The organism is Thermaerobacillus caldiproteolyticus, assembly GCF_013761245.1.
GTDB lineage: Bacteria > Bacillota > Bacilli > Bacillales > Anoxybacillaceae > Thermaerobacillus > Thermaerobacillus caldiproteolyticus.
This window is the reverse complement of sequence record NZ_JACDUT010000008.1, coordinates 160,638-174,243: the sequence shown is the minus strand read 5'-3', so window position 1 is coordinate 174,243 and position 13,606 is coordinate 160,638. Positions and strand designations below refer to the sequence as shown.

The window sequence follows — 13,606 nt, the reverse complement described above, 5'->3', positions numbered from 1 at the left end:
GAAGGTGGGATGAAGATGAAGCAACGGACGAATCAGGAAATCTCTTTCCGTTTTCCAAAAGGATTTTGGTGGGGAAGTGCAACTTCTGCGACACAAATTGAAGGAGCGGCGAAAGAAGGTGGCAAAGGGCCGAACATTTGGGACTATTGGTATGAAAAAGAACCGAACCGTTTTTTTAACGGTGTCGGTCCTGAAGTGACTTCGGATTTTTATCATCGTTATAAAGAAGACATTGCTCTAATGAAAGAAGTAGGACATAATTCGTTTCGGTTTTCCATTTCATGGTCGCGGCTCATTCCAGATGGAGTCGGAGAAGTGAATCAGGAAGCGGTCAAATTTTATCATGATGTTATTACTGAATTGCTTATCCATGATATCGAACCGTTTGTGAACTTATTCCATTTTGATATGCCGCTGGCGATGCAAAAAATTGGCGGATGGGAAAACCGTAACGTCGTCGATGCGTATGTGCGGTATGCAAAAATATGTTTTGAGTTGTTTGGTGATCGGGTAAAAAAATGGTTTACGCATAATGAGCCGATTGTTCCTGTGGAAGGCGGGTACTTGTACGATTTTCATTATCCAAATGTCGTTGATTTTCAAAGAGCCGTTCAAGTGGCGTATCATACGATCATTGCTCACGCCAAGGCGGTTCAAACGTTTAAACAGATGAATATCCAAGATGGAAAAATTGGCATTATTTTAAACTTAACTCCTTCTTATCCAAGAAGCGCTCATCCTGCTGATGTGAGAGCTGCGCATATTGCTGATCTATTTTTCAATCGGAGCTTTTTAGATCCGGCAGTAACAGGGGAATATCCGCAAGATTTAGTCGAACTTTTACGCGAACATGGGCATTTGCCGGTAACGGAAGAAGAAGATAAGGAATTAATCAAACAAAATACGATTGATCTTCTCGGAATTAATTATTATCAACCCAGACGGGTAAAAGCGAAGGAACATCTTCCGAATCCAGAAGCACCATTTATGCCGGAGAGATTTTTCGATTATTACGTGATGCCGGGACGGAAAATGAATCCGTATCGCGGCTGGGAAATTTACGAAAAAGGAATTTATGATATTCTCATCAATATAAAGGAAAACTACAATAATATTGAATGTTTTATCTCCGAAAACGGCATGGGAGTTGAAGGGGAAGAGCGGTTCCGCGATGAGAACGGGGTGATCCAAGACGATTACCGAATTGAATTTATTCGCGAACATTTAAAATGGGTGCATAAAGCGATTGAAGAAGGCGTGAATGTGAAAGGGTATCATCTATGGACATTTATGGATAACTGGTCTTGGACGAATGCGTATAAAAATCGTTATGGGCTTGTCGCCGTTGACCTTGAGCAAAATGAAAAACGAACAATTAAAAAGAGCGGATACTGGTTTAAAGCGCTTTCGGAGAACAATGGGTTTTAAATGATGATAAGGTTATCCCTTCATCTTAGGGATAACCTCTTTTTTGCAAAGGGTTTGTGATTGTGACAAGGAAAAATTAAAATAAAAATAGGATTGTGAAAACTGTGATGTAGAGGATGACCAATATGTCGAAGTATGAACAAATTTCCAATGAAATTCGTAATCGAATTAGGAAGGGGATTTACTCTCCGGATGAGCCGATTCCGGATGAGTTATCGTTATCTCAAGAATTCGGTTGCAGCCGAATGACGATGAAGCGTGCGCTCGATGTGCTTGTATCGGAAGGATTGCTGTATCGCAAGCGCGGACATGGAACATTTATTGTAAAATCAGCAATTTTGAACGGTCAAGTGAACGTCGTCAGCAATGAAACACTTGGATTAACGAATCTTTTAAAAGGAAGAAAGATTACAAGCAAAATCATTACATTTGAGGTGTTATTTCCGCCAGAGGAAGTGGCGGTTCATTTATCGATTGATATGAATACGCCTGTGTATCATTTGATTCGTCTTCGCAATGTCGATGGTGAGCCCTATGTTATTGAACGAACATATATGCCGACGAACTTAATTACAGGCCTCAACGAAGATGTGCTTCATTCGTCCATTTACAATTACATTACGCATCAGCTAGGGCTGACCATTGCTGGATCACATCGGAAAATTCGTGCAGCGAAACCGAATGAACTAGATCAAATATATTTGCAATGCGCACTGGATGATCCGGTTTTGGAAGTAGAGCAAGTCGGTTTTTTAAATAATGGGATGCCCTTTGAATATTCGTTTTCAAGGCACCGTTATGATAAATTTGTGTTCACAACGGTCAATATTCGCCGATAAAATGCGGGCTTGTCCTTTCGGTTGGACAGCCCTTTTTTCATAATAGCCACTCATAAATTAATTTTGCTTGTTCTAGCGGAACAAGATGGCTATGGTATTCCTCTGCTTTGTTAAAGTCGTGAGCCAATATTGATGAATGGAGAATATCTATGAGTGCCAAGGAAATGTTTTCCATATACACCCATTTACGGAATCAAAAATGATTTGCAGTTGATTAAGCAGAGGCAAGTTTCATCTTCTTGACCGAGGTGGGTATGATAAATAAAGATCGGCAATCTTTTAAATAAACCTTCTCTAATGGGAACACAGTTCGTAAAATCAACTTCATTATATAACTGGTTCATTTCCTCCCATGACGAAATATAAAAAATCGGAATGATGCGCGGGTGGTGAAGGACTTTTAATTGCTCGTATGATCGCCTGTTTTTTCCACACAGCATATAGTAGTCAATCGGGGCGTCAGAGGAAATTTTTTTATTATGTGCTGAAATGTGCCGATTCCAAGGCTGCTGCTGGCAATTAATCCATGGTAACGAGGTGATGCGGACAGTTTTTGGGAGCACCTTTGGCAATGGACGGATGAATCGGGATGCTGGTGATAAAAATTCGTTCGGTTGGAGCCCTTTTTCCTGTAGTTGTGTTTTTATATATGGATAGCCGATGAAATGATAGTCGATTGCTTCCGTTCTCAAAAGGTGATGAATAAAATAGTCAGTGTATACATTGACAACGGGAACGGTAATGTTCTGTTCATTTTTAACTGGTTTACTAAGTAAGAGGGGAGAAGAGTGAGTACAAATAATGGCATTTGGCTTTGGATGATGAACGATGCTTTTGATATGACGAAGAAAAAAGCATCTCATACTGTGAAAAGGATTTTTCCACGAACGACATATAATACGCTGTATGTCTTCGGAAAGCGATGAATCCACTGTAGATAAAACATGGAAATGATCGTTTCTCCTTTTCCTAACCACGATGATAAGAGTTCCACTTTTTTAGTATTGAAGGCGTGGATCAAGCGCCAGCAGCCCTTCTTTTTAACGCGTCGCCCGTTTGATGATGCCCTGTAATAGCGTAGCGGTAAGCGTGTTTTTTATGCTCCATTTTACCAATCATAAATTGCCCTTTTTTGTTTCATAATGTAAACGAATAACGAGGAAGAAAAAAGGAGAACATGTTATGATAAAGGTGAGGCAATGTTTTGTTGCTGTTTGGGGGATATTCGACCCGATTTACTATGCTTGCTCAAGGTTAGAATATATTGAAGACCCGGATCAAAATCGGCATATTTTTCGCGTTCGTGTAACGAAATATAAAGGAAGGGACGTTATTTTATCGGATGGTACGAAAATTCAAAAAAACGATCTTCTTTTAAAGATTCATTTGCATAATGTTCGTTTAATTCGCGAGCTTATTCGTTTCGAAAGTGAAATTAAAAAGGGACGCTACATTTACAAACAAGTAAAAAATGGCTTGCCTCATCTGGCGACATATCTTCGGAATCATGAACAATTCGCTCAAATTAAAGGCATTGTTGGAATTACAGCATTAAATAAAGGTTGCGAGCGTCTGGGGTTCGAGACGTTTTCTATTGTGAATCCGCTCTATCAATGGTTCAAACAAACGGCGTTTCTTCCGATTTATTGGATTTCTCAATTTCGTTTCGATAGTATGCGGAGGCCACCGAAATATTTATTTATGTCGAAACAACAATTGTTGCGGTTGTACGGTTGCCAACCTACCCAGTAATTCCCACTGTTTTCTCTCTTCCTGTTTACTATAATGGTAAAAGGGAGGGAGAACAATGGTATTATTTTTTACTCTAGTTTCTAGCATTCTTGTATATTTTGTGTATAGAGCAAACCGCAATACGTACGAAGCGGTTTTAAATAGAGTGACTGTGAATGTACGTCAAAACGATCAAGATGTCATTCGTATTTTACACTTGTCAGACCTTCATTTAGAAAATTTATCGATTTCTCCTGACTATTTATATAATAAGTTAAAGGACGAACACATTGATCTTATCGCTTTAACGGGAGATTTTCTTGATCGGAAGAAAAGCATTCCAAAGTTAGTTCCGTACTTGAACGTGTTTCAACAACTAAATCCGGCTTACGGCATATATACGGTATTCGGCAATCATGATTATGTGCTGCGGGGACAGCATTTTCAAACATTAAAGAAAACATTAGAGCAACATGGCTGCATTCTATTACAAAATGAGACGAGAACGATTTTTGTGGACGGAAAAACGGTCAATATCATCGGGATTGACGATTTTAGTACGAAACGAAGCGATTTACAAAAAGCGTATGCGAACGTAAAAGATGGGTTGAACCTCGTGTTAACGCATGACCCGAATATCGTTCTTCATATGCATGACTATCATTTTGATTACTTGTTATCCGGCCATTTTCATGGGGGACAAATTCATTGGCCGAAGCCATACCATCTTGTTAAGATGGGGAAACTAGTACGGATGAATATGATTAAAGGATATCATGAAATCGATGGGAAACCGTTTTATATTAGCGAAGGGCTAGGGCAAACAGGAGTGAACATTCGCGTTGGTACCAAGCCGGAAATTACTATTCATACACTGTCGCTAATGCCGCTAAAACAAGCAAAACAACACGTCAGCTAAGGAGGGAAGGTTGTCTGAAAAAGACAGCCTTCTTTTTTTCTAAGGACAAAGCGGAATAGATGATACAGTTCTTATGCATATTAAGGGGTAGATGCATGAAGAAAAGGAGTGTGGCAGGATGGAACCTTCTTGGAAAGCACTACTCCCCTTTTTAATTGTTATTCCATTATCGATATGGACGAAGCAAGTGATTCCGGGGTTGTTTGTCGCTTTGTTACTTGGCAGTTATTTAATCGAGCCTAGCTTGCTAGGTGGTATTAAAACAATGTTATCGTATACAGTTGATAATGTCATGCAAACGAATAATATTCGCATTATCATCTTTCTTTATGTATTTGCTGGACTTATTAGTATGATTAAATATACAGGGGGTATTAAAGGGTTTGTTCATCTCGTCGGCAAAAAAGTAAAAACGGCGAGAAGCGCGCTGCTATTAACGTGGATTTCCACGATGGTAACCTTTAGTGATCCTGATTTTCGTATTGTGACTATCGCTCCTATTATGAAGGCGTTAAAAAAACGTCTGCATTTGTCTTCCCAGCAAATTGGATTTACGATTGAAGTGACATCGAATCCGGTTGTCGCCCTTATTCCGTTAGCGACGGCTTTTGTCGGCTATATGGTATCGGTCATTGATAAGGCACTAAAAACAGCGGGGATTGACGCGAAGGCGTATACGGTTTATGTCAAAAGCATTCCATTTAACTTTTTTTCGTTTACAATCATTATTGTAGGGCTGTATTACAGCTTTTTTAAATATTCGAAAAAAGCGAAAGCAAGCAAGGAGAGAGCAAGGGCAGCTGCTGGAATCCGAAGATGGAATCAGCAGGAAGCCGTCGAATTTGCCAGTGAGGAGTCAACCAATCCGAACGAAGAACAAGGAGAAGAAGGGTTGGAATCGTGTCCGCGAGCGTTTGAAAAAGATACGCCGGTAAGACCATGGAACTTAATCATTCCGCTTTCGATTGTGCTAGTGTTAACGTTATTTCTCAGTTGGTGGGATGGACATCGAGGAGCAAAAAACTTTTTTGATGCGTTTCTTCGTAGCGATGCGCTTGGTGTTATGTTAGAGTCGCTGATGATTACCATGATTATCACTGTTATTTATTTTCTGTTTCAAAAGTTTAAGCTTGCCGATTTGTTGACTCATTTTGTCAAAGGCGGCAATGAATTAATGTCGGTCATTTTAATGTTAGCCCTTATTTGGGCGGTATCAGCCGTATCCGAAGATTTAGGTTTTTCGGAGTATATTACAGACCATGTGAAAGGATGGATTCCCCATTATTTTGTCGCCCCCGTTTTGTTTTTGCTAGGGGCAGTGATTTCGTATTTTGTTGGCTCGTCATGGGGAACGTGGGGATTGTTAATGCCGCTAGGGGTGACGCTGGCCCATCAATCAGGGACAAATATTTTACTCGTTATTGGGGCGGTATTTGCGAGCGGAACGTTTGGGGCGTTTGCTTCGCCGCTCAGCGACAATACGGTGACATTATGTACCATTTTAGATTTGCCGGTGATGGAATATTCACGGACTAAACTCATACCTGCATTTATTGCAGCGGGACTGGCAGCCGTTCTTTTCGGTGTCATGTCATTTGTGATGAGATAATACGCCAACGGGGTTCATTTTCTGTGAGGGGGAATCGAGCCCCGTTTTTCGTTCATAAAACGTATTCTTATTGTATCGGAATTTGTTTTGCCACATTATCTTTATGATTGCGGTAATAGCGAATCATTGTTTGAATGACGTGACGAAAATCTGGACAAATAATGCCGGAAGCTTGTAATGTGCGTTGGGCTTCACTTGAATCATAAACTGATGCACAGGTAAAATAGTCAAGCCCTTCTTTTTCAGTATGCAGCCATCTTCTTAGAAACGGAATGGACACCATCCACTTTGCAATAGAAAGAGGAAGGGATTCCTTTTGGTCCCTTTCCTAAGTATTCCTTTCATCATCATTCGGTACACCTCCTTCATCTTATACGGCTTTGGGTCGGTTAAATGATACGTTTTTCCGATAGCTCCATCAAAGCGGGCTGAATAAAGAGTGATTTTGATAATGTAATCAATTCAATAGGTATAAAATTTCCTTCCGCCTGTCCGTTTCCGAGATACGGGATGAACGGTAAAAAAATTCAACATAAAGTAAAGGCCGCCAAATTTCGCAGTTTCTCCTGTTTCCGAATGACCGACGACAATTCCGGGACGAATGATGGTCGTTGGACGCTGCTTAGCAACCTTACGAACGGCGATTTCTGCTTCGTATTTTGTTTTTTCATAATGGTTTTTAAGCGACTGTCCCATGTCTAATTCCGTTTCTAAAATTGTTCCATGTCACGTACCTGAAACGTAAATGGTACTAAAATATATATCGCTGTAGGTGTTGCAGGGAAAACAGCAATCGTTCACATGCTTTGTTCCTTGAACGTTCACCTCATAAGTATGGAAAAGGGACAGCTGCAAGAGCGATGCTTTATTTCTTGCTGCGCTATCCAAACGAAATCGGAAAATCATTTCGCAAAAAAATTGATATTCCACTATTGATCCGTTGGCATCAAGAATTTCCTGCCACGATTTATGAAAAGCATCGCAACTACGCTATTTTTTTCATTCAAGGGAACCGCAATCCGTTTATTGATGTTCCTGAGCTGGCGGAACGAATGATATTTCCGCTAACACTTTCGTAAAAAGAAGGCTGGTTCACAACATGGAGCCAGCCTTTTGCTATGATTACAGACAACAGTAGAGAAAGCCTAACCACGGCTGAATTGGATTCGGGCAAGACAGCCTAATGGTTCAACACACGAAATCATACTATGATGAATTAAAAATCAGCATAGCTTAGAAGATTGTGCAACTAAACTATTGTTGAACATAAAATCTATGAAGTCGTCATGAACAAGACGCTAAAACGGTGGGAGCAATGAAACACCTATGGTAGATGATGTAGTGTAAGTGATAGTTGCCAGCCCACGGATTGTTGTGGTGGGAGAAGTGATCGTACACTCTGAACTTTGGGGAAACTACAGATACCTGAATGGCCTTTCGCAAGAATCCCGCTGATTCCGAAGAAATCAGCTTGCCTTTTAGAGGAGGATCAGATAGGGATATTTGGATCGCCCGTTTCTTGTGTTTCGCTTTTTTTGCGAAAATATGTGGCGATAATCGGTCCAGAGATGTTATGCCAAACGCTGAAAATAGCGCTTGGAACGGCGGCAAGCGGTGAAAAGTGAGCGGTTGCCAATGCAGCACCAAGTCCGGAATTTTGCATCCCCACTTCAATCGAAACGGCCCGTTGCTTTGGCTCAGACAGGCGAAACAGTTTGGCAAACCAAAACCCAAGCAAAAGCCCAAGTCCGTTATGTACAACAACGATTAAGAAAATGGTCAATCCGCTTTTAGCGATCGCTTCTTTATTAAGGCCAACGACCGCTGCAACAATTGCGACGATCGCAATAACCGATATGAGCGGAAGAATTTGAACGCTGGCTTCCACTTGCTTTTTCAACAGCAGTTTTACAAGAAGCCCAAGTATAATCGGAGCGATGACAACTTTGACGATAGACCAAAATAGCGATGCAGCGGAAACGGATAGCCACTTTCCTGCCAACAGCAAAATAAGCGAAGGGGTCAAAATCGGCGCAAGCAACGTTGACACGGTAGTGACCGCCACAGAAAGCGCTGTATCGCCTTTGGCTAGGTATGTCATGACGTTCGAAGCCGTACCGCCTAGACAACAGCCAACAAGAATGACCCCGAGTGCGACCTCTCGAGAAATCGGTAATAACGTTGCTAGTGCAAACGCAAGCAGCGGCATAATGATAAATTGAGCTGCAACACCCATTAGTTGATCATACCAAGCATAACAATTCCCAGCAATGGAACAATATATGTTCCCAGCCATGTAAATCCTTGAGGATACAGAAAAGATAAAACGGCAAATAACAACACCCAAACTGCAAACGTGTTACCAACAAAGTTGCTAACACTTACTAAACGCCCCATTTTTTCACTCCTTTTCTTTTGTGATATGAATGTTATCATATTTTATTATTCAGAAAATTTTAATTATATTTCTTATAAAGAAACCTAGAAAGAATTAATATTTTGTGAACGTTTGTTGTTATGGAGAGGATGTGCCTAAATTCACTGCTAGGCGAATCGTTTTTATCGTATTATAATAAATTGAGAAGAATAATCATTATTGCTCAAGGGGATGAAGAAATGTTCCTTACTGACCTTCAACAAGGAAAAAAGGCAGTGATTACGAATTTAGGGATGATGAATGAAGTGGTAAAACAACGTTTAATACATATGGGACTACAAGAAGGGGAAGAAATTTGTCTAAAATGCGTTATGCCATTTGGAGGGCCGCTAATGGTCGAAGTATGTGGACAGTGCATTTGTTTGCGACGAAAAGATGCCGCTTGTATTGGAGTGAAATAAGCGATGTCACAAATTGCTCTATTTGGGAATCCGAATACCGGGAAAACGTCATTGTTTAACAATTTAACAGGTTCTTATGAATATGTCGGGAACTGGAGCGGAGTAACGGTTGAAAAAAAAGTAGGGATTTTACGTCATCAACATATACATATCGTCGACTTACCCGGTGTATACTCGCTTCATCCACTTTCTCGGGATGAGGGGGTTGCCACAGAATTTTTGCTGACGGAGTCTTTTTCAGCAATTTTAAATATTGTTGATGCTTCCCAGTTAAAGCGAAATTTACATTTGACTGTTCAATTGCTGGAGTTTGGCAAGCCGCTTATTATTGCGTTAAATATGATTGATGTTGCCGAGCGTCGTGGAGTAAAAGTGGATGTGGAAAAGATATCGCAATATGTAGGCGTTCCAGTTGTTCCCATTATTGCGCGAACGGGAAAAGGGATTGATGGGCTTGTTCATGCCGTGTTGTCTACTTCAAAACAAGAGGCACAACGTTTTTTTCTCAATTATGGCATAGAAGTAGAAACGGCTATTCATCGAATAAGCGAACAGCTACCGACCGAGCTCAATCTTTCTAAACGCTGGCTTGCTTTGCAATTTCTTGAAGAAAATCAACGGGTTCATGAATATTTGCAGGCAAGTGTTGATATTGGGCCGCTTCTAGAGGTTCGTAACCGTGTTCAAGAATTGATCGGGCGTCCACTGCCTCAATATATTCATGATGTGCGTGAAAAATGGATCGTTGATGTTATCGAAAAAACGACTATCATTGCTCCAAAACAACCATTGACGATAACAGAAAGAATTGATGCAATTGTCACCAATAAATATTTGGGCATTCCTATTTTCTTATTGTTCATGTATATCATGTTTATGTTGACATTTGATTGGCTGGGTTCGCCGCTTGCAGACTTGCTTGATCAGTTTTTTTCAGGGCCGTTAACGGACGGATTATCGAAGCTGTTATCGATCGTTGGAGCTTCGCCATTTATAAAAGAGCTTGTGTTAAATGGAATTGTATCCGGCGTCGGCGGTGTGCTTGTTTTTGTCCCGCAAATTTTCATTTTGTTCTTTTTTATTTCGTTTTTAGAAGACTCGGGATATATGGCACGTGTAGCGATGGTCATGGATCGTTTTATGGAAGCGATCGGCTTGAACGGAAAAGCGTTTATTCCAATGATTATCGGATTTGGTTGTAATGTTCCCGGGGTGATGGCAGCGCGAACGATCGAACAACCAAAAGAGCGGTTGTTAACGATTTTGTTACTACCGTTTATGTCATGTTCAGCACGGCTTCCGGTGTATGCGCTGTTTGTTGGTACGTTTTTTACGAAGCACGAAGCGCTTGTTGTGTTTTTGCTTTATGTGCTAGGGATTGTCGTCGCGTTGCTTCTAGCCAAACTATTTTCTTCGACGTTATTAAAAAATGAAAGCTCTATCTTTGTCGTCGAGCTGCCGCCATATCGAATGCCGCAAGCATTAACGTTATGGCGCAGTACATGGGATAAAGGAAAAGGATTTGTGCGCAAGGCAGGAACATTTATTTTCGCTGGGTCTGTGGCCATCTGGCTGTTAACGTATATTGGGCCAAAAGGGATCGGTGTTGGCATGGATGATAGTTTTCTCGCTGCCATTGGCGGCGTGCTTGCGCCCATTCTTGCTCCGCTCGGCTTTGGAACGTGGCAAGCTGGAGCGTCATTGATAACAGGGTTTTTAGCGAAGGAAGTCGTTGTTTCAACGATGAATATTATTTATCATGCGAAAAACATGGACGCTTTGCAAGGACTGATGGTCCATTACTTTACACCATTATCAGCGATTAGTTTTATGACGTTTGTGCTTCTTTATATTCCTTGCTTGGCTACGGTGGCGACGATTCACAAGGAGACAAATTCACGAAAGTGGACATTCATTTCGATTAGCTGTGCATTATGTATCGCTTATTTAGTTTCGTTTTCGATTTATGAAGGTGGAAAGTTGCTGGGATTTTCATAGAAAAGAGGGGAAATATGATGATTGCTAATGTTGTTATCGGTGGGGCGATTTTTGCTTATGCCGGTTGGATGTTTGTTCGTCATGTGAAAAAAAGCTCCCAAGGAACGTGTGCAAGTTGTTCGATGGCAGACGGTTGTCACGGTTCATGTGGGACTTACGAACATCGTCATAAGGGATAAAAAAACAAGGTTCTGGTACCTTATCAAGACCTAAAATTTTTAAAGAATAAGGGTAAGCACATATTAGTCGTGTTTAATATGTCTGCTTACCTTTTATTTGTATTCAACTTGAGTCACACGTTAATTGAAGAATTATACTAAAGCGATAATTCCCATCGCTCTTCTGTGAGAATTTGGTTAGATAAAGTCTGTATCCGTGTTTCCGTTAATCTGAATCCGAATTTTTTATATAAGTTTCTTGCAGCTTTAAAGTCATTATTTGTCCAAAGGAGTATAGTCTTATACGCTTTCTCTCTGCAAAAATCGATTGCCTTTTGTATTAACTTACTCCCAAAACCAGCCCCTCTTAAATCCGGCTCCACAAGAAACCAACGTAACTGTGCTACATTTTCATCAACCATTGTAATTCCAATGGAACCTTTAGGGACACCATTAATTTCTAAAATCCAGATTTCTTCTTTTGTAGTATCAGAACGTTCTATAAAGTTGTTTAATCCCTTTTTAATAAATTCTTTAAAAGATAAATCATAATTGTATTCTTTATTGTAAATTTTGTAATGCGAGTTAATTATGTATTCTGCGTCTTCAGGTTTAAATCTCCGTATCATATTCTCATCCTTTCTCTTTTAATTCTGTCCGTTCATTCATAAGAAAGGAAACAGTCTTCCCTTATGTTTACTCGTTTATAATTTTCTATAAACTTCTGCGTAAACCGTTTTCAACTGTTCCTGTGTGATTGCTTGTTTTTTATTTCAACGACTTAATGAGAGCGTCTTTGTTTGTTATCGTTCATTTTCTAATCATTATAGTATAGTTAATTTAGAAGAGCTCTTGTTTTTTACGTAGCGATATAGCTTACAGGCATAGTTGAACAATAGTCTCGTGAGAAAAAGCCGTTATCTATTTCTATCATGACAACATAACAGAGATTCGGCATGAAATCTGTACCATCATTCGAACGATTAGAGGTAAAGAGGACGAGGGGGATAGTTAAGCATCATTTATACGGACGGATTAGTCGATAAAGATTTACAGACCGTTACTAACGCGTTGGGCGTGAACAATGTGAGATAAAGATGGCATTTCATAAGCAAAAAAATGAAGGAGTTACTAATTGGGCGATTTACGATTGGCCTCTTCAGTTTCTCTTTTTCTATATTTTTCTTGTAGTAGTATGCAAATGGCGGATAAAGTAGATTTTTGATTAATTTTAGTAAAAGTAGAAAAAATTTGTCCTAATTAGTCGTAAAGACCTATTTACATTATAGCAAAAAATGTATATTAATGGATTATAGACAATATAATGTTTGAAAACAACGAATTTTCTATTAATTATATAATAATATGTGATCGTCCGCATGGACAAAGGGAGACGAAACGATGGTCTATGATGGCATTCTATTATCGCTATTAATTGGTTTTTTTCGCGGGGGAAGTTTGAAAGGACTTGCATATATGAAGCTGCGTGGCGGCTGGTTGTTTCCGATCTTGCTGGGAATTGAAGTTTGCATCTTTTTATTGCAAAATAAAGTGAGCATGATCGGCGAACTCAGTAATGCGCTATTTATCATTATTTATGTAATTGGTCTTGTTTTTCTATGGATGAATCGGCATCATCCGGGATTTATCGTCATTTTTGCTGGTGTTCTATTAAATTTTTTTGTTATGGCTGTAAACGGGGGAAGAATGCCTGTATCAATCGAAGCAGCGCAATTTCTTGGACGAGAATACATAGAGGCATTAAAAGCGGGAGTATACGGCAAGCACGAAGCCATTACAGGGGCGACATGGTTACCGTTTCTAGGTGACATTATTCCGCTCTCACCGCCATACCCGCGACGACAAGTCATCAGCATCGGCGATGTCGTGATGAATGTCGGAGCGTTCATTTTTATTCAACATCTTATGCTTCACGGAACAAACAAGGAGGCCACTTCTGTCCAAACGCTCCATGAAGGGAGGTGAAAAAGATGATGAACGTAAAAGTGAAACAGGCACTTATTAATCTATTCATCATCGGCTCTATTATCGTAGCGTTGACTTCGGGGTACAAATTTGGAAGCTA

13 protein-coding genes and 2 pseudogenes are annotated in these 13,606 nt (G+C 40.1%); 10 read left to right on the top strand and 5 right to left on the bottom strand.

Going from position 1 to position 13,606, the window contains the following annotated elements:
• Positions 1-15 precede the first annotated feature (15 nt).
• Together HNR31_RS13340 and HNR31_RS13335 are read left to right on the top strand one after the other, a co-directional pair.
• Positions 16-1,428 (top strand): glycoside hydrolase family 1 protein, encoded by a 1,413-nt coding sequence (locus HNR31_RS13340; protein WP_181556719.1) that lies wholly within the window; start codon positions 16-18, stop codon positions 1,426-1,428.
• Between the two features lie 125 nt (positions 1,429-1,553).
• Positions 1,554-2,267 (top strand): GntR family transcriptional regulator, encoded by a 714-nt coding sequence (locus HNR31_RS13335; RefSeq protein WP_181556718.1) that lies wholly within the window; start codon positions 1,554-1,556, stop codon positions 2,265-2,267.
• Positions 2,268-2,452: 185 nt separating this feature from the next.
• Here HNR31_RS13335 and HNR31_RS13330 read toward each other — a convergent pair whose 3' ends face one another.
• Complete coding sequence (locus tag HNR31_RS13330; RefSeq protein WP_181556717.1) at positions 2,453-3,130, bottom strand: MGDG synthase family glycosyltransferase; 678 nt, start codon at positions 3,128-3,130, stop codon at positions 2,453-2,455.
• Positions 3,131-3,449: 319 nt separating this feature from the next.
• On the opposite strand from HNR31_RS13330, the gene HNR31_RS13325 reads away from it, so the two are divergent.
• The 3 genes from HNR31_RS13325 (at position 3,450) to HNR31_RS13315 (ending at position 6,526) form a co-directional block, all read left to right on the top strand.
• Positions 3,450-4,019, top strand: a complete 570-nt coding sequence (locus HNR31_RS13325) for a YkoP family protein (protein ID WP_181556716.1) — start codon at positions 3,450-3,452, stop codon at positions 4,017-4,019.
• A gap of 55 nt (positions 4,020-4,074) precedes the next feature.
• Positions 4,075-4,917 (top strand): metallophosphoesterase, encoded by an 843-nt coding sequence (locus tag HNR31_RS13320; protein ID WP_181556715.1) that lies wholly within the window; start codon positions 4,075-4,077, stop codon positions 4,915-4,917.
• Positions 4,918-5,035: 118 nt separating this feature from the next.
• The gene (locus HNR31_RS13315; protein ID WP_181556714.1) at positions 5,036-6,526 is read left to right on the top strand and encodes a Na+/H+ antiporter NhaC family protein; all 1,491 of its coding nucleotides are present in this window, start codon (positions 5,036-5,038) and stop codon (positions 6,524-6,526) included.
• Positions 6,527-6,593: 67 nt separating this feature from the next.
• Here HNR31_RS13315 and HNR31_RS13310 read toward each other — a convergent pair whose 3' ends face one another.
• The gene (locus HNR31_RS13310) at positions 6,594-6,806 is read right to left on the bottom strand and encodes a hypothetical protein (protein ID WP_181556713.1); all 213 of its coding nucleotides are present in this window, start codon (positions 6,804-6,806) and stop codon (positions 6,594-6,596) included.
• A 182-nt stretch (positions 6,807-6,988) separates the two neighbouring features.
• A complete protein-coding gene (locus HNR31_RS13305) occupies positions 6,989-7,243 on the bottom strand; it encodes an SDR family oxidoreductase (protein ID WP_374058316.1) in 255 nt (84 codons plus the stop codon).
• Between the two features lie 113 nt (positions 7,244-7,356).
• On the opposite strand from HNR31_RS13305, the pseudogene HNR31_RS13300 reads away from it, so the two are divergent.
• Positions 7,357-7,605: pseudogene (locus tag HNR31_RS13300) on the top strand (endonuclease); the annotation flags it as partial.
• Between the two features lie 410 nt (positions 7,606-8,015).
• Here HNR31_RS13300 and HNR31_RS13295 read toward each other — a convergent pair.
• Positions 8,016-8,923, bottom strand: a pseudogene (locus tag HNR31_RS13295) (bile acid:sodium symporter family protein).
• Between the two features lie 219 nt (positions 8,924-9,142).
• On the opposite strand from HNR31_RS13295, the gene HNR31_RS13290 reads away from it, so the two are divergent.
• From HNR31_RS13290 to HNR31_RS13280, 3 genes are read left to right on the top strand one after another with little or no spacing between them, the layout of a single operon-like run.
• On the top strand, positions 9,143-9,364 hold the full coding sequence (locus tag HNR31_RS13290; protein WP_181556745.1) for a FeoA family protein: 222 nt from the start codon (positions 9,143-9,145) through the stop codon (positions 9,362-9,364).
• 3 nt (positions 9,365-9,367) lie between these two features.
• Positions 9,368-11,362: a ferrous iron transport protein B gene (gene feoB, locus HNR31_RS13285; protein ID WP_181556711.1), complete on the top strand. Its 1,995-nt coding sequence runs from the start codon at positions 9,368-9,370 to the stop codon at positions 11,360-11,362.
• Between the two features lie 17 nt (positions 11,363-11,379).
• Positions 11,380-11,541: a FeoB-associated Cys-rich membrane protein gene (locus HNR31_RS13280; protein WP_181556744.1), complete on the top strand. Its 162-nt coding sequence runs from the start codon at positions 11,380-11,382 to the stop codon at positions 11,539-11,541.
• A 137-nt stretch (positions 11,542-11,678) separates the two neighbouring features.
• Here HNR31_RS13280 and HNR31_RS13275 read toward each other — a convergent pair whose 3' ends face one another.
• The gene (locus tag HNR31_RS13275; RefSeq protein ID WP_181556710.1) at positions 11,679-12,149 is read right to left on the bottom strand and encodes a GNAT family N-acetyltransferase; all 471 of its coding nucleotides are present in this window, start codon (positions 12,147-12,149) and stop codon (positions 11,679-11,681) included.
• 772 nt (positions 12,150-12,921) lie between these two features.
• On the opposite strand from HNR31_RS13275, the gene HNR31_RS13270 reads away from it, so the two are divergent.
• Entirely contained in the window at positions 12,922-13,506 is a 585-nt protein-coding gene (locus tag HNR31_RS13270; protein WP_181556709.1) for a DUF5317 domain-containing protein, read from the top strand.
• The last annotated feature ends 100 nt before the right edge of the window (positions 13,507-13,606 follow it).